Annotated in this window: 15 protein-coding genes; 9 read left to right on the top strand and 6 right to left on the bottom strand. The window is 65.6% G+C overall.

What is annotated here, in order from left to right; genetic code table 11:
* Position 1 precedes the first annotated feature (1 nt).
* Entirely contained in the window at positions 2 to 847 is an 846-nt protein-coding gene (locus tag IPG14_RS02645) for an alpha/beta hydrolase (protein ID WP_343390811.1), read from the bottom strand.
* A gap of 83 nt (positions 848 to 930) precedes the next feature.
* On the opposite strand from IPG14_RS02645, the gene IPG14_RS02640 reads away from it, so the two are divergent.
* The 3 genes from IPG14_RS02640 (at position 931) to IPG14_RS02630 (ending at position 2613) form a co-directional block, all read left to right on the top strand.
* Positions 931 to 2094 (top strand): NAD(P)/FAD-dependent oxidoreductase, encoded by a 1164-nt coding sequence (locus IPG14_RS02640; protein ID WP_343390810.1) that lies wholly within the window; start codon positions 931 to 933, stop codon positions 2092 to 2094.
* Positions 2095 to 2158: 64 nt separating this feature from the next.
* Positions 2159 to 2401: an AbrB/MazE/SpoVT family DNA-binding domain-containing protein gene (locus IPG14_RS02635; RefSeq protein ID WP_343390809.1), complete on the top strand. Its 243-nt coding sequence runs from the start codon at positions 2159 to 2161 to the stop codon at positions 2399 to 2401.
* Entirely contained in the window at positions 2398 to 2613 is a 216-nt protein-coding gene (locus tag IPG14_RS02630; RefSeq protein ID WP_343384962.1) for a type II toxin-antitoxin system PemK/MazF family toxin, read from the top strand. The genes IPG14_RS02635 and IPG14_RS02630 overlap by 4 nt, the downstream gene beginning before the upstream one ends.
* Before the next feature lie 71 nt (positions 2614 to 2684).
* Here the strand turns inward: IPG14_RS02630 and oxc are convergent, their stop codons facing one another.
* Positions 2685 to 4340 carry an oxalyl-CoA decarboxylase gene (gene oxc, locus IPG14_RS02625; RefSeq protein ID WP_343384961.1) on the bottom strand — a complete coding sequence of 552 codons (1656 nt, stop codon included), beginning with the start codon at positions 4338 to 4340 and terminating at the stop codon, positions 2685 to 2687.
* Positions 4341 to 5265: 925 nt separating this feature from the next.
* Positions 5266 to 6477: a serine hydrolase domain-containing protein gene (locus IPG14_RS02620; protein WP_343390808.1), complete on the bottom strand. Its 1212-nt coding sequence runs from the start codon at positions 6475 to 6477 to the stop codon at positions 5266 to 5268.
* 130 nt (positions 6478 to 6607) lie between these two features.
* On the opposite strand from IPG14_RS02620, the gene IPG14_RS02615 reads away from it, so the two are divergent.
* A complete protein-coding gene (locus IPG14_RS02615; protein ID WP_343390807.1) occupies positions 6608 to 8584 on the top strand; it encodes a M3 family metallopeptidase in 1977 nt (658 codons plus the stop codon).
* A gap of 73 nt (positions 8585 to 8657) precedes the next feature.
* Here IPG14_RS02615 and IPG14_RS02610 read toward each other — a convergent pair whose 3' ends face one another.
* Positions 8658 to 9833, bottom strand: a complete 1176-nt coding sequence (locus tag IPG14_RS02610; protein ID WP_343390806.1) for an acyl-CoA dehydrogenase family protein — start codon at positions 9831 to 9833, stop codon at positions 8658 to 8660.
* Between the two features lie 209 nt (positions 9834 to 10042).
* Here IPG14_RS02610 and IPG14_RS02605 point away from each other — a divergent pair, with 209 nt between their 5' ends.
* On the top strand, positions 10043 to 10429 hold the full coding sequence (locus IPG14_RS02605; RefSeq protein ID WP_343384957.1) for a hypothetical protein: 387 nt from the start codon (positions 10043 to 10045) through the stop codon (positions 10427 to 10429).
* Here the strand turns inward: IPG14_RS02605 and IPG14_RS02600 are convergent.
* Together IPG14_RS02600 and IPG14_RS02595 are read right to left on the bottom strand one after the other, a co-directional pair.
* Positions 10395 to 11042, bottom strand: a complete 648-nt coding sequence (locus IPG14_RS02600; RefSeq protein ID WP_343390805.1) for a hypothetical protein — start codon at positions 11040 to 11042, stop codon at positions 10395 to 10397. The two genes, IPG14_RS02605 and IPG14_RS02600, sit on opposite strands and share 35 nt — an antisense overlap.
* Positions 11042 to 11518, bottom strand: coding sequence for a hypothetical protein (locus tag IPG14_RS02595; RefSeq protein ID WP_343390804.1), 477 nt, complete (start codon positions 11516 to 11518; stop codon positions 11042 to 11044). Before IPG14_RS02595 ends, IPG14_RS02600 begins: the two co-directional genes overlap by 1 nt.
* 197 nt (positions 11519 to 11715) lie before the next feature.
* Between IPG14_RS02595 and IPG14_RS02590 the strand changes: the two genes are divergently transcribed.
* The 4 genes from IPG14_RS02590 (at position 11716) to mtnA (ending at position 16260) form a co-directional block, all read left to right on the top strand.
* Complete coding sequence (locus IPG14_RS02590; RefSeq protein ID WP_343390803.1) at positions 11716 to 13332, top strand: DUF1800 domain-containing protein; 1617 nt, start codon at positions 11716 to 11718, stop codon at positions 13330 to 13332.
* An 11-nt stretch (positions 13333 to 13343) separates the two neighbouring features.
* The gene (locus tag IPG14_RS02585) at positions 13344 to 14588 is read left to right on the top strand and encodes a DUF1501 domain-containing protein (RefSeq protein WP_343384954.1); all 1245 of its coding nucleotides are present in this window, start codon (positions 13344 to 13346) and stop codon (positions 14586 to 14588) included.
* Positions 14589 to 14672: 84 nt separating this feature from the next.
* A complete protein-coding gene (locus IPG14_RS02580; RefSeq protein ID WP_343390802.1) occupies positions 14673 to 15188 on the top strand; it encodes an adenine phosphoribosyltransferase in 516 nt (171 codons plus the stop codon).
* A 49-nt stretch (positions 15189 to 15237) separates the two neighbouring features.
* On the top strand, positions 15238 to 16260 hold the full coding sequence (gene mtnA / locus IPG14_RS02575) for an S-methyl-5-thioribose-1-phosphate isomerase (protein WP_343390801.1): 1023 nt from the start codon (positions 15238 to 15240) through the stop codon (positions 16258 to 16260).
* Positions 16261 to 16306: the final 46 nt, after the last annotated feature.

Here is a 16306-nt window from a genome sequence, read left to right as displayed (position 1 = left end):
ATCAGGCCATTCGGTTCGTGCGGAGGTGCGCCATGATGGCGTCGCTCACGGCTTCGAACTTCTCCTGGATCAGCCAGTGGCCCGCGTCGAGCTCGACGAACGTGTAAGGGCCTTTCATGAACTGCGCGCTGTTTTCGACGGCGGCGCGGCCGATGGCACTGTCCTGGTTCCCCCAGATCAGGAGCGTCGGCGTCTCCACGTCACCGAACGCGTCGGAGGGTGCGATGCCGCCCGAGCCGCGATACCAGTTGAGCGCGCCGGTGAGTGCTCCCGGCTGGGTGAAGACCGAGAGGTACTCGCGGCGTTCTTCTTCCGAGCTGGCGCTCCAGATGTTCTTCAGTCCTGCGAAATCGTTGGCCGAAAGCGCCGCTTCGGCGACGCCCGGGTCCTGGAAGAACGTGACGTAGGTACTCCGCTGCGCCTGGTCGGCGTCTTCGCGAATGGCCCGGCCGAAGGCACCGACGTGCGGCACCGAGAGGGCCGACCAGCTAACGATGCGCTCGGGGTAGAGCGCGACCGCCGACCATCCTGCGCCGGCGCCCCAGTCATGGCCGACGAGGTGGAACTTGTCGACGCCCCAGGCGTCGGCGAGTGCGATCACGTCGGAGGCCATGTCTTCGTAGCGGTAGTTCTGGATTCCATCGGGGCGGGCGCCGGGCGAGTATCCGCGCTGGTCCGGCGCCATGCAGCGGTAGCCCGCCGCTTCGAGCCGGGCGAGGAGGTCGACCCACATGTGTGACGTCTCCGGGAAGCCGTGGAGCAGGATCACGGGTTCTCCCGAGCCGCCGGCAAATCGGCAGCGGAAGGTCATGTTGTTGGCAACGAGTTCTCGGTGTGTGGTCGGCACGTTGTGGCTCCTCGATGGGCTCGCCGGAGTGTAGCGGGCCGCGTCCTCCGCGGCACTCCCGCGTGCCGTGGTAGCCTCAACCCGTGTACGACGTGGTCGTCCTGGGCGCCGGTGCTGCCGGGTTGATGTGCGCGATGGAGGCCGGCCGGCGCGGTCGCCGGGTGCTCGTACTCGAGCGAAACGATCAGCCGGGGAAGAAGATCCTTATCTCGGGTGGCGGGCGCTGCAACTTCACCAACCTGTACGCGGGCCCGGAACACTACTACTCGGAGAACCCCAACTTCTGCCGCTCCGCGCTCGCCAGCTATCCCCCAGCGGCGTTCATCGCCCTCGTCGAATCGCACGGTATCCCCTACCACGAGAAGGCGCTGGGCCAGTTGTTCTGTGACGGCTCGGCGCGCGAGGTCCTCGACATGCTGCTCGATGAGTGCAGCGCGGCCGACGTCGAATTGCGGTTCGGTCGCCAGGTCCTGGAGGTTTCGAAGGACGACTCCTTCCGGGTCGTGACAGACTCGGGCGTGGTTGAAGCGGAGTCGCTGGTGGTCGCTACCGGCGGGCTTTCAATCCCCCAGCTCGGCGCCAGCGGCCTGGGCTACGAGATTGCTGCGCAGTTCGGTCTTCGCCGCGTAGCGACGAGGCCCGGGCTCGTGCCCTTCACGTTTTCGAAGCAGGACCTGGAGTTCTTTCAGATCCTGAGCGGCATCTCGCTCGAAGTGACCGTTCGCTGTGGCGACGAGGCCTTCAGCGAGCACATGCTTTTCACGCACAGGGGCCTCAGCGGCCCGGCGATCCTCCAGATCTCCAACGTCTGGAAGCCCGGCCAGGCGGTCGTCATCGACCTGTTCCCGAAGGTCTCGATGCGGGACGCGTTGGCGGCCGCGCACGAGAGCACTCGCGAACTGGTGAGCATCCTCGCTGACTACGTGCCGAAGCGCTTCGCGCAGGCGTGGTGTGCGAGTTTCGCGCCCTCGCGTCCGATGAATCGTTTCACCAGCGAACAACTCCAGGCCATCGCGGCACGCCTCCACGCGTGGGAACTTCGGCCCGCCGGCACCGCAGGGTTCGGAAAGGCTGAAGTCACGCTCGGGGGCGTCGACACACGCGACCTCAACTCCAGGACGCTGGAGTCCCGAAACGTCCGCGGGCTCTTCTTCATCGGCGAGGTGGTGGATGTCACGGGCTGGCTGGGCGGGTACAACTTCCAGTGGGCCTGGTCCTCGGGGTTCGCGGCGGGTCAGGTTGCGTGAATGGGCTTGCCCGCGCAGGAACTCCGGCTGCGATGTATACCCAACGTACATAAGGAGGCCCGCGATGCACACAAAGGTTTCGAAGTGGGGCAACAGCCTCGCAGTGCGGATTCCCGCCGCGATAGCCGAACAGGTCAATATCACCTGCGGCGGCACGGTCGATCTCAAGGTCGTCAACGGCCAACTCGTCGTTGTTCCAGCACGCGTCCACGTGCCGACCCTCGATGAGCTGCTGGATAAGCTCGATCCCGGGAGGCTCCATGGAGAAGTGAACTGGGGGCGCCCGGTTGGGAATGGAGCCTGGTGACCGGCCTCGCCGTCTGTTGCCCGGTCACCTCGCGGGTCAAAGGCTACGTCTTGGAGTACCTCCTCCCCGGAGACGCGCCGGCCCGCGGCGCGGTGCTAACGGACCAGATCCGGTCCCTGGGTTGGCGCCGCCGAAACGCGGAACTCATCGGCCGGTTGGACACCACGTCTCTCGAAACCGTGCTCGGCATGGCGAGAGAGATGCTCGCCTGAAGGCCGGCTGGAGTGCACGAAGGCCCCGCACTGCGGGGCCTTCGCACTGTTCGTCGAACGGTCCGATTCGCCTATCGCGTGAGCCAGGCGAACTGCTGGGGTTTCCGCTGGGCGCGGGCGCTGATCATGATGTTCACGATGGCCGGCTTGTCGGAGTTGACTGCCGCTTCGAGCGCGGGCCGAAGCTGGGCCGGCTCGGTTACGAAGAAGCCCTTCCCGCCGTAGATCTCCGCCATCTTCTCGTAGTGAGCCCTCGGTGTGTAGGCGCTGGGCGGGACCTTTTCCGGGTCCAGCTCATCGGGGCCGCCGCCGACGCCGTTGTTGTTGATGATGATGAAGACGATGTTGTTCAGGCCGTAACGGGCGGCGGTTTCGACTTCCATGCCGCTGAAACCGAACGCCGAGTCGCCTTCGATGCAGAAGACCTTCTTGTCGCGGTGGACCATGGCCGCCGCGATCGCCTGGCCGAGCCCGACGCCCATGGTGCCAAACGAACCGGCATCGAGGCGGTGGCGCGGGAGGAAGTTCGGCATGAGCGTCCGGCCGATGTCCATCGTGCTCGCGCCCTCGTTCTGGATGATCGCATCGCGCGGGATGAAGTCCCGGATGTCCTTGTAGACGCGGTAGTAGTTCATCGGCGTCGAGTCATCCGCCATGTACTCGTCGACCTGCGCGCCGTTCTCTTCGATCTTCTTCCGCAGGCCGGTCCACCAGGTTGTCTCCGAGGGGTACTGCCACGGTGACTGCTTGAGGTGCGCGTTCATCTGGGCGGTGATTGCCCTGGCATCGCCGACGAGTGCGACTTCGGTTGGGACGTTCGTGCCGATCTCCTCGGCGAGGATATCCATCTGGATGACCCGGACGTTCTTGTCGAAACGCGGAGGCTGGCCGAAGTGCATCATCCAGTTCAGGCGGGCGCCCATCAGGAGGATGACATCCGCGCCCGCGAGGGCGGCCGAACGGGCCGGCGCAATCGAAAGCGGATGGTCGTCGGGCATCACGCCTTTGCCCATCGGCGAGGCAAGGTAGGGCAGCTGGGTGGACTCCAGGAACGCGCGTACCTCGTCCTCAGCGCGCGAGAACGCGGCACCCTTGCCGACGATCACCAGCGGCCGCTCGGCCGTCTTCAGGGCGGCCATGGCCTGGTCGATGCTGTCTTGAGGAGCCATTGTGCGGGGCGCATCCGGGCACTTCGGCGGGAATTCGAGTTCCTCCTCCTCGACGGTGCCGGTGATGATGTCTCCGGGCAGATCGAGGTAGCAGGCGCCGGGTCGCCCATACATGGAGGTGCGGACGGCCTGCTCCACATAGAACGGCAGGCGCTTCACGCTGTCCGGCCGGGCGGCGTACTTGGCGTACGGCCGCGCGGTCTCGATCTGGGGGGCTTCCTGGAAAGCGCCCTGGCCGTTCTGGTAGCTGTCATTGGCGCCACCGATCAGGATCATGGGCCAGCAGTTGGACCATGCGTTCGCCATGCCGGCGATCCCGTGGATCATGCCCGGGCCGGAAACGCCGAGGCAGACGCCCGGGCGGCCGGTGAGGTAGCCGACCGCGGCGGCGGCGTAGCTCGCCGACTGCTCGTTGCGGAAGCCCAGGAACTTGATGCCCTCGCGCTGGGCGTGGACGGCGATGGGGATAACCGGGATGCCGACGATCCCGAACATGTACTCGACCCCCTGCTGCTTAAGCGAGCGGGCGACGATCTGCGCGCCAGTCATTGCTGCCATGAAGTGTCCTCGAATCTGTGTTGGGTATGGCGCAGAATCATACGGGATGCGAGACAACAGCGTTGAGGGTGAGACTCGGGACCGGCCGTCGGGCGGAAGTGTGAAGCCCACGTCGCATCGTTCAGATTGGAGGTTCGAGATGCCGACTGGATTTCATCGGATCGCCGCTGCAATGGTGGCTGTGGCCGTGGCTACTACGTCTTGCTCGCGCCTCGCTCAGGCGCAGAGCGCGCCCGCCTGGGCCTACCCGATCGGCACCCGCACGGGTGTCCCAGCCGTCGACGCGGTGCTTCGAGCCACGGAAACGCACGATGCAGCGGCGCTCTCGGCGCTCTTCCGGTTTACCCTAAAACCATGTACGGAACCCGGCGTGGGAGAGATTGAGTGTCCTGTCGGCAGGCCCGTCGGTACGCCGGTGGAGATCTTCCCGGTACCGCAATGGGGGGGGCTAGCCTCCAACGAGGCGACCCTGTGCTAACAGAAGTCGCGAGTTCGGTCGCGTCGAGGCCGTTGCTCGTCTTTGCGGTGGGCGAGCTCTCGCCCGCACAATGGCCGAATTCCAGCTACGTTATCTTCCTCGGCTCGCCGAACGATCCGGGCAGCTCGGCCCAGCTTTCCGCCAGGGACCAGGCGGTGATGGTATTCACCGATGCCGAGGGAGTGCGCGCCATCAACACCGGGTGCGGTAGCTCTGCGGCTCGACGCGTGTCTGAGATATCCCCCGTGGGGTTCGTGCTCGCACCGAGATCCGCTCCCGGTGCCCCGAACACGGGCACAGGGGATACGCGTGACTCCGATTCGCCATGGGTCCTTGCATTGATCACGTCGGTGGTCGCTGGATGCCTGGGTGCGGTAACCTCTCAATGGATGCGGAGGGAGCCGGGCGGGCGTCACGTGCGGAGCCCAGGATCGCGCAGGCGGTCCCTCAGTCCACGATCGCCGAGTAGATGATGTTCTTGAGTTGGCCGCGGAAGTTGAACGTGGCCGAGGGCATCAGCTGGGTCATGAAGATCGCGACAAGGTCCTCTTTCGGGTCCACCCAGAAGATGGTGGAGGCGGCGCCACCCCAGTAGTAGTCGCCTTCGCCGAGGGTCCCGGCCTCGACTTCGCCGAGGGTCATCGCGAAGCCGAGTCCGAAACCCACGCCTTCGTAGGCCGTTTCCGAGAACGCGCCGATGGCCATCCCGGCCAGGTCGCGGCCCCCGGCAAGGTGGTTCTTGCGCATGAGGTCGATGGTGCGCGGCCCGAGGATGCGGGCGCCATCGAGCTCGCCGCCGCGCCGGAGCATCTCGCAGAAGCGCAAGTAATCGGCCGTTGTGCTCGTCAACCCGCCGCCGCCGGAGAAGAAGCCGGGCTTCGTGAGGTAGGCGCTGCGCTCCGGGTCGTCGATGAGCTTCAGCGTCTTGTCCGGGTTGCGCTGGTAGTTGGCGGCGAAGCGCTTCTGCTTCTCGGGAGCCACCCAGAACGACGTGTCGGCCATCTCCAGCGGGTCGAAGATGTTCTTCTGCAAGTACTCGTCGAAAGGCATGCCCGAGATCGCTTCGACCAGCCCGCCGCAGACATCGGTCGACAGCGAATAGAGCCAGGCCGTGCCCGGCTCGTAGCGGAGCGGCGTTTGTCCGATGCGCTCCATGAAGGTGCTCAGCGTCTCGTTGCGGTCGCGGTTCACGCCGATTCGGCGATAGACCTTATCGACCGGGTGGTTCGTGGCGCCGTAGGTGAGCCCGCCGCTGTGGCTGAGCACGTGGCGGAACGTCATCGGGCTGTCCGGCGCCTTCAGTTCCATGTTGTCGGCATCGCCCGAGACCCAGACCTTCTGGTCTCGCCAGCCAGGGATGACGCGGGAGACCGGGTCGTTGAGCTGAAAGTGGCCCTGCTCGTACAACTGCATCAGAGCCACCGACGTGATCGGCTTGGACATCGAATAGATGCGGAAGATCGTGTCGTCGCGCATCGGAGTCGAGCGTTCGGCGTCGGCGCAGCCGAGCGATTCGAAGTAGGCGACCTGGCCATGCCGCGCCACGAGCGCCTGGCAGCCGGCGATCTTCCCGGACTGGATGTAGTTGCGGTCCAGGTGCTCGGTGATGCGGTTCAGCCGGGCAGGGTCGAAGCCGGCTTCTTCGGGATTGCGTTCCATCTGGGTCTCGATTCGGATTGGAGTAGGAGCCGCGATCCTACAGCCCAGCGCCGGACGGTTGAAGCGCCCACGCTGTGCGAGACGCCGGACAGCGCTACGATTTCGAGCCTAACCCGCAGGAGGGGCGGCCATGACCCAGGAACTCGACCTCGTCAACTTCGAATCGCTCACACCCGGCGCGATCGCCGAGGCCTGCCAGTCCGCAATGGATGGCTGCGATGCGATCCTCGCCCGGGTGGTAGGCATCACGGGTCCGAGGACGCTGGCGAACACCCTGCTGCCGCTGGAAGAGGCCACCGACCTCGTTGCCGGGGCATCCGGGCAGCACGCCTTCATGGCCTACGTCTCCGCAGACGAAGCGCTGCGCAACGCGGCCCGGGAGTGGGACGAGAAGCTCGATAAGTACATGGTCGCGCTCAGTTTCCGGGAAGACCTCTACGAGGCGATCAAGGCCTTCTCCATCACGGAAGAGGCCAGGGCTCTCACAGGCGAGGATGCGCGCTGGCTGGCCTTCGAACTGCGCGACTACCGCCGTAACGGCTTCGATCTCCCGAAGGAGGACCGCCAGCGGGTGCGGGATCTGTTCGATCGGCTGGTTGAACTCGACGTCCAGTTCCGCAGAAACATCGATGACTTCGAGGACGGGATCCTTGTCACCCGCGAACAGGTCGCGATGATGCCCGATGCCTGGGTCGAGAGCCTCGCGAAGGTCGAAGAAGGCGGCGAGACGAAGTACAGGGTCTCGCTGGATTACCCGGAGATCCAGCCTTTCATGGCCAACTGCCCGGACGGTGAGCTTCGCCGCCAGCTGTTCGAAAAGGACCAGCGCAAGGGTGGCGCCGTCAACGTCGGCATCCTCGAAGACGCGATCGGGGTCCGGAACGAGATCGCGACGATGCTCGGCTATGACTCCTGGGCTGCCTACCGCACCGAGACGCGCATGGCGAAGACCCGCGAGACCGTCACCAGCTTTCTGCGCGACCTGCGCGGGAAGGTGACCCTGAAGGCGGCCGAAGACCTTCAGCAGATGAACGACCTGGCCCGGACGCGCGGTGTCGCGGACCCGATCAACATCTGGGACTGGCGTTACTTCCACAATGAACTGCTCAAGACGAAGTACGCGGTCGATGAATTCGAAGTTGCGAAGTACTTCCCGCTCGATGCGGTGCTGGAAGGGTTGTTCGGCGTGTACCAGCACATCCTGGGCGTGAGGTTCACCGAGGCGCCCGCTGCACCGCGCTGGCACCCGGATGTCTTCGCCTACGATATCTCCGAAGCGAGCGGGGGTGAGCCGTTCGCGCGCTTCTACATGGACCTCTTCCCGCGGCCGAATAAGTACGGCCACGCGGCCGCGTTTACCCTTCGCCGCGGCCGCCGCCTCGCCGGCGGCAGCTACCAGCACCCGGTCAGTTCGATTGTTGCGAACTTCACGAAACCGTCTCCGAAGCAGCCGTCGCTACTCCGTCACGGCGAGGTCGACACGTTCTTCCACGAGTTCGGCCACATCATGCACCAGACGCTGACGCGGGCCGAGCGCGGGCGCTTCAGCGGCACCCAGACTGAACGCGACTTCGTCGAAGCTCCGAGCCAGATGCTCGAACACTGGTGCTGGGAGCCAGCCGTGCTGTCGTCGTTTGCGCGACACTACGAGACGGGCGCACCGCTGCCGCCGGAACTGCTCGCATCCCTCATCGCAGCGAAGCAGCTTGACTCCGGGATCATGGCGTTGCGGCAACTGTTCTTCGCGACTCTCGACCTGGCCTACCACTCGCCCGGCTTCGATGGCGACAGCACCGCGACGCTCGAGGCGCTGCACTCCATCACGGGCTTCCCCTATACGCCGGGGACGCACTTCCAGAGTGGCTTCGGCCACCTGTTCGGCTACGACGCGGGCTACTACGGATATCTCTGGTCGCAGGTGTTCGGCGACGACATGTACACCCGCTTTGAGGCAACGAGCCCAATGGACATCGAGACCGGCCTCCACTACCGCCGCACCATCCTCGAACGTGGCGGCACAGTCGATGGCGACCAGCTCGTGCGCGACTTCCTCGGCCGCGAGCCGAACAACGAGGCATTCCTGCGAGGTTTGGGACTGGCGTTGTGAAGCGTCCCAACGAGTGAGGTTCGAAGACGGCTCCCCCACTCCCGGCACGGTGGTGGGAGAGCCGCGATCTCCGTTAGCCCCGAGGCAGCCCCAGCCCCCGTGTCGCGATGATGTTGCGCTGCACTTCGCTGGTGCCCGCGGCGATGGTGCCCGGGACGGTGCGAAGGTAGGCGCGGCCGAACGAGCCGCCGAGCGGAGCGCCAGGGTCGTTCGCATCGATGCGCTGGGCGCCGAGTCCGATAAGGCGCATGCCGAAGTTGGCGATGCGCTGCCCGAGCTCGCTGCCGAACGCCTTGGACATCGAGGCCTCGTAGTTCGGGATCTTCCCCCGGCTCTGCATCCAGACGACTTGGTAGCTGAGGAGCCTGCTCGCCTCGACCTCAATGCGCAGGTTGGCAAGGCCGTTGCGGATCTCGCGCTGTTCGATGAGGCGCCCGTTCGCTCCGTCCGTCTCGCGTGCGTACTTCGTCAATTCTTCGACCTGGCGGCGGCCCGAAGCTGACCAGTTCACGCCGGAGCGCTCGAAGTCGAGGAGCGTTGTAGCGACGTACCAGCCCCGGTTCTCCTCTCCCATCATGTTTTCGGCGGGCACGCGGACGTCTTCGAAGAAGACCTCGTTGAACTCGTGGTCGCCGAGCATATTGATGAGGGGCCTGACGGTGATGCCGGCGGCCTTCGCGTTCACAAGGAAGTACGAAATGCCCCGGTGCTTCGGTGCGTCCGGTGCTGTCCGCGTCAGGACATGGAACCAGTCGGCATGGTGGGCGCCGGAGGTCCAGATCTTCTGGCCGTTGATGACAAAATCGTCGCCATCGCGGACGGCGCGCGTCTGGAGCGAGGCGAGGTCTGAACCGGAGCCGGGTTCGCTGAACCCCTGGCCCCAGTGGACTTCGCCACTGGCGATCTTGGGCAGGTGTTCGCGCTTCTGCGAGTCGGAACCGTGGACCATCAGGCAGGGGCCAACCATGCTGATCCCCTGGCCACCGCCGCCGGGAGCACCGGCGTAGCCGCTCTCTTCGCGGAAAATGAGCTGTTCCATGTGGCTGGCGGCGAGCCCGCCGTATTCCTTCGGCCAGGCCATGGTGAGCCAGCCGTTGTTGGCGAGCCGCTTCTCGTATTCGCGCTCGGCCTCGTTCGTGACGTTGTCCCCGGGGCGTGCCGTGCGCGGCGGGGGCGTCCAGTTGTCCTTGATAAATGTGCGAACCCGCTCGCGAAACACTTCCTGTTCGGGGCTAAAGACGAACTCCACTGTGGTGAGCCTCCATGATTTGCGTGGGGAGTATGGCAGGGCGGACGGCCGCCGCCCACCTCGTGTTTCGCGCCTGAACCTTGACGATCTGGCGTTTGGCCCGAAATTTATGTACCGTTCAGTCGCTAAGTGGTGGGGACCATTGGCAGGCTTCCATGTTCGGGTTGGCACAACGCGCCTCCGCGCGGCTCTCTCTTCACTCCCACACCATGTTTTCGATCGCGCCGTTGGCCGGGCTTTCCGCAAGCGACAACGGGTTCGACCCGGTCTTGTTCGTCAGCGGCATGGCCGTCCTCAGCGCCGGGCTCGTCGTGTTGCGTGCGGCCCATGGGCAACAGGCGCTTGCCCGTTCGAACTGGGCGGCGGCGCCGGCGGCATCCGCCCGTGTCCAGCCCGGACGGAAATACACGGCCGATGAAGTGTTCGCCGAACGCGAACTCCGTGCCGGCGACCGCGAGGTGTTGCTGAGCGCCCTGTCTGCTGCTGCCGAAACCTTCTATTCCATCGCCGGGCACTTGCCCAGGGACGTCTCGGACCGAGCCCTTGGCAGAGCCGACGACCTCAGGGAGTTGGTCTGGATGAACCGGACTCGGTAGCCGCAGAGACCCAGCCACGGCCGAGCAACCGCGTGACGACGAGGGCCGCGACGACGCTCGCCGTCGAAGCGTAAATCGCCAGTGCGGCCGTCGATGAAGCGTCGGTACCGGCGGTGATGCCGTGGAGGAGTGCCAGCGCGTATGCCGGGAAGCTTAGGAAGTGGAGATTGCGCCAGGTGGCGTAAGGCAGGCGGAAGGACAACGCCGTCGACGAGAGGACCGCGACGGTCATCCACATCGCGAAGGCTCCGAACGCGACCTGCACCGGTCGATACCCGCCGGTCAGCCCGAGGGAGACATCGAGGACCGAAAAGGGCACCGTCGGGTCGACCAGCAACCCGGCGATATGTCCGGCGACAAACGAGAGGCTGAGTGCCGAGCTCATGCGGTGCGCTTCGAGCAGCCAGGTCAGCGCCATTGGCCCGGGCCGGTAGCGCATGTGGACGGCAATTCCACTGCAGAGCCCGAACCAGAGGCAGAGGTAGCCTGCGAAGCCCGCTGCCCGCAGTCCATCCCACGAGGCGGTCCCGGTGTCGGGGTCCTGAGCGATGCGGCCGAGGACGATGCCGAGGACGACGCCCACTGCAACGATCCCGGAGAGCTTCCAGCTCATCACGACCCTCGCGACTTCTTCGGGGTCCGCGTTGCCGAGGCTGTTGGCTTCGGCGGTTCGGCGGATGGCGATGCAGCCGCCTGCGTCGCTGGCGCGGGTGTCGGAGGCACGGGCGTCGGCGTGGGCAGCACCGGCGCCGCTGTTGGGATGGCGCCCTGTGTCGCTGTGGCAGGGAGCAAGGGCGGCCCTGCGCTGCTCGTCGGGATCGCCCCCGCAGTAGCCGTTCGCGTCGGTGTGACTTGAGCGGTCGTTGCGGTGGCTACTGCAGTGGCGGTGGCGGTGGCGGTAGAGGTAGGGCTCGGTGGGACGGGCGTCTCGTCCACCAGCGGTCCGGCTTCGAGACTCTCCCCGGTGGCCGGCTGCGCTGCCGCGAATCCCGCCCAGCCGCCTACGAACCCGGCAGCTGCCACGGTTGAAAACGCCACTTTGAGCCAGGGGTGGCGTTCCCGGCTGAACCCCCGGCGCGGACCGGTCATTCGTACCTGCCTTCACCACGTAATGGACGAAACCTTCCGGAAAGTGCCACGAGCGTAGTATGAGGGCCTGTTAGGAAGAGGTTGGAAAGCCGTCACTCTCTGAAAAGGCCGCAAAATTCCCCAACGCCGCGTCACCTTTTGTGGCGCGGCGTCCATACGATGGATAACGCTCACCCTGGAGCGGCCTGGAGACGTCCATGCAAGAACCTGTGACACCACGTACCCCACTCATGCGGCGGCCCACCACTCGACGGGCGCTGCTCGCCGGCGCGGCAACCGTCGCTGCGGGCGGGACGGCCGCCGCTGTTGTCGGGCTCACCACTCGCACCAGCGCGGACTCCTCGAACGGAAGCTCCCTCGTGGTCCCCGGGCTCGCGGCCGATGCCACGAAGAGCGCGGCCGACGAACTGAAGAAGCCCATTGAAGACCCGAAGGTCCGAGCCGCACACCTGCTGCGCCGGGCTGGCTGGGGCGGTTCGGCTGCGCAGATCGCGGAGTTCGCCGCGCTCGACCGGGAAACGGCCGCCGACCGCCTGCTCAATTTCGAGAGCGTCGACAACGCCGCTCTCGACGCGAAGATCGCCGCGGCCAACTTCAACCTGACGACCCCCGGGCGAGGCCTGGATGGCAAGCGGCCGCCGCTCATCCGCGATATGTCGCGCTGGTGGCTTTACCGGATGTCGTATTCCCAGAAGCCGCTGGAAGAGCGCATGACGTTCATCTGGCACGGCCTCCTCACTACCCAGCAGAGTCAGATCGGCTTCCAGCGATCGAAGCAAATGATCACGCAGAACGAGCTGTTCCGGGCCCATGCCCTCGGCCAGTACGACGTGCTCCTCAAGGCGGTCAGCAAAGACCCGGCAATGATGACCTACCTCAACACGGTAGACAGCACCAAAGAGCACCCGAACGAGAACTATGCCCGCGAACTGATGGAGCTGTACTCCATGGGAGAAGGCAACTACACCGAGAACGACGTGCGCGAGAGTGCGAGGGCGTTCACCGGCTGGCGCCTCACTCCTCCAACCAAGGTGCAGCCGCCCGCCGGCCTGAGCGAAAAAGAACGCGACGAGTACCTCGATCAGCTCTGGGGTGCTTACGAACCGGCCTTCGTCCTGAACACCAAGCTTCACGATTCCGGGTCGAAGACGTTTCTCGGTCAGACCGGCAACTGGGGCGGTGACGACATTGTCGACATCATCATGAAGCAGCCGGCGACTGCCCGGTTCATCACGAAACGATTGTTCAGTGAGTTTGCCTACCGGGACCCTGACCCGGCGACGATCGACCGCCTGGTCGAGGTCTGGAATAGCTCGAACCACAACGTGAAGGCCGTGGTCCGGGCGATCCTGACCAGCGACGAGTTTTATTCGCGGCGCGCCTATCGCGCCCTCGTGCGGAGCCCCCTGGAGTTCATGGTCGGGGCAGTCCGCGGACTCGAAGTCGAAACGGACTGGTTGACCGTCGAGCAAAGCGCGGCAGGAATGGACCAGCGCCTTTACGAACCTCCGAGCGTCGCTGGTTGGCCGGGCGGCGAAGTCTGGCTCTCCTCGGGGACGTTCTTCGGGCGGGTCAACTTCCTGGATGCGACGCTCTTCCCGAAGAACAAGGCCGTCGCCATCCCTTCGCTTAGCAGCCAGGCGACGGCGGAGGCAACAGTAGACGAAGCCCTGCGACGGCTTGTCGATGACGACATCGCCCCCGAGGCGCGCCAGTCGATTTACGCTTACGCACGGACCATCACGAACCCCCAGGAGCGGGCAGCGGCAGTTGCCTACCTGGTCCTCGCCAGCCCGGAATACCAGCTCATTTAAGGAGGAGCGCCATGCTTTCGCGCAGAGACTTCGTGAAGGGCGGTGTCGCCCTCGTCAGTATCGGGACCAGCGCCCAATCGCTGCTCAAGGGCTCGATCGCGTTCGCTGCCCAGAACGGCGCCTACGTGGCCGACCCAAACAATAAGAAGATCCTCATCCTCGTGCAGTGCGCGGGTGGAAACGATGGCCTCAACACCCTCGTGCCCTACGCCGACGCGACCTACCGCTCCAACCGCCCGACACTCGGCATCCCGGAAGCAGATGTCCTCAAGCTCGAACAGGGGTTCGGGCTGCACCCCGCTCTGACCGGGCTGAAGGGTTTCTGGGACTCGGGCAAGCTCGCGGTCGTCCGGGGGGTTGGCTACCCGGAACAGAACTACAGTCACTTCAAGTCGATGGCTATCTGGCAGTCCGGCGATCCGAAGATGCAGCTCGACAACGGCTGGCTTGGCCGGACGCTGGAGAAGCTCGAGAGCCAGGAGCACGACCCGTTCCTTGGCTTCAACATCGGTTCATCCACGCCGGACGAGATGCGCACGCCTGCGGTCTCGGTGCCGTCGGTCCGCAGTCCTGCGGATTACGGCGTGAAAGTCGGTGGCAAGCTCGCCGACACCTCACATGCCCGCACCGCGACGATGCTGAAGCTCTACGACCAGTACCCGTCGTCCTCCCCTTACGGTGTCTTGCTCGAGACCACGGTCGAGACGGCCATCTCCAGTTCGAAGATGCTCCAGGAAGTGGCGAAGACCTATACGCCCGCGGTCGAATACCCGGACTCCTCGTTTGGCTCCGGTCTCTCCGTGCTCGCGGAGGCGATCGTCGGTGACCTGGGAATGCGAGTCGGGCATATCACGCTCGGCGGATTCGACACCCACAACAATGAACTCGACGCCCACTCGGGGCTGATGGAGACCCTGGACGCCGGGCTCACAGCCTTCTACCAGGACCTCCAGGCGCACGGCAAGGCCGACGACGTCCTCGTCATAACCTGGAGTGAGTTCGGCCGCCGGGTGCAGCAAAATGCCAACGGAGGCACGGACCACGGCGCTGGCAGCGTGCTCTTTGCCCTGGGGAACGGCGTCACCAGGGGACTCTACGGCGATCCATCGAACCTTGCGGCCCTCGTCGACAACGGCAATGTGCCGTACACGACGGACTTCCGCAGGGTCTACGCGACCATCATCGATCGCTGGCTGGGAGTGCCCAGCGAAGAGCTCCTCGGCGCCCGCTGGGATCCGCTCGGCTTCGTAGCCTGAGACAACGGCCCGCACGCGGTCCGTCTCCGGGCCTAGCTTCGGGACGGGGCCGCGTTGGGCCTGGTTCGCGTTAGAATCCGGTGCATGGACCTGAAGCGCCTGATCCGGGACGTCCCGGATTTCCCGCAGCCCGGCATCCTCTTCCGAGACATCACGCCGCTGCTAGGCGACGCTGAAGGCCTTCGTGCGGTACTCGATGGGATGGCCTCGATGGCCCGGGACCTGAGCCCCGGCTGCATCGTTGGGATCGAGTCGCGGGGCTTCATCTTCGGCGCCCCCTTGGCCGACCGGTTGGGGCTCCCGTTCGTTCCCGTCCGCAAGCCGGGCAAGCTGCCGGCGGCACGCATGTCGGTCGAGTACTCCCTTGAGTACGGAGAGAGCCGTCTCGACATCCACGAGGACGCGATGTCTCCCGGCGCTCGGGCGCTGATCGTAGACGACCTGCTGGCGACCGGTGGGACGGCGCTCGCTGCGGCAAAGCTGGTCGAACTCATTGGCGGGGTGGTCGCAGGGTTGATCTTCGCCATAGAGCTCGAGGCGCTTGCGGGCCGGCCACGCCTCGCGTCGTACACCGTCCGCAGCCTGGTCGCCTACGCCTGACGCCGAAGCTACTCCGCTCCAGGACACCGAACCCCGTTAGACTCACGGTGTGGAACCGCTTGCCCCCGTCGCTCTTGTGCCTCCAGTGTTGCGCGTGCTCGACCAGACGCTCCTGCCTCACCACGAGCGTTGGCTCGACCTGGGCGAAATCGGGACGATTTGCGAAGCGGTCGCTTCGCTCCGGGTCCGCGGCGCACCTCTCCTGGGGATCGTCGGCGCCGGGGCGATGGCAATCGCGGCTGAGACACTTGGTCCGTCGGATGCTGCGCTGGCCGCCGCTGCCGAGCGCGTCGGCGCCACTCGCCCCACGGCCGTCGAACTGGCGACTGGCGCGCAGAAGGCGGTCGCATCGGTCCGGGACGTACCTCTTCCTGGGCGCCCCGAGGCGCTCTGGGTGTTCGCCCGCGGGTACCTGGCAATGCGCATCGCCCAGGACAGGCTTCTTGGCATGCACGGGTCTGCCCTCGTCCCGGAGGGTTCGGCCGTGCTGACCCACTGCAACACCGGTGCGCTGGCTACCGGTGGGATCGGGACAGCCCTGGGGATCGTGCGGACGGCCTGGGAGCAGGGGCGGCTCTCGCACTGCTACGCGACTGAGACCCGGCCGCTGCTCCAGGGTGCGCGGCTCACTGCCTGGGAACTGAAACGTGCGGGAATACCGGCCAGCCTGCTGCCCGACACGGCTGCAGCCTCCCTCATCGCCTCGGGCCGGGTCGGCGCCGTGATCACCGGGGCCGACCGGATAGCCATGAACGGCGACACCGCCAACAAGATAGGCACGTACGGGCTCGCCGCCGTTGCCACCCGCCACGGGGTGCCCTTCTATATCGCCGCACCCCGCTCGACTTTCGATCCCGCTTGCCCGGATGGCACCCGCATACCCATCGAGTTCCGCGACGCGCTGGAAGTCGGCGGTTTCGGCGACCAGCGCTGGAGCCCGGAAGGCCTTGGCGCTTTTAACCCGGCGTTTGATGTGACCTCGGGAGAGTTGATAACGGCTTTCGTCACGGAGGCCGGCATCGTGCGTCCTCCCTACGCGGTAGCGCTTCGCGCGCACCTGGGAACTGCATAACGCCTCTCCGGCGTACACTGACGCGACATTCTTCCCGCGGGAGCCT

Source organism: Candidatus Amarobacter glycogenicus, assembly GCF_016704105.1.
Lineage (GTDB): Bacteria > Chloroflexota > Dehalococcoidia > Tepidiformales > Tepidiformaceae > Amarobacter > Amarobacter glycogenicus.
Note: the sequence above shows the minus strand (reverse complement) of the source record. Positions and strands in the feature narration are given on the sequence as shown.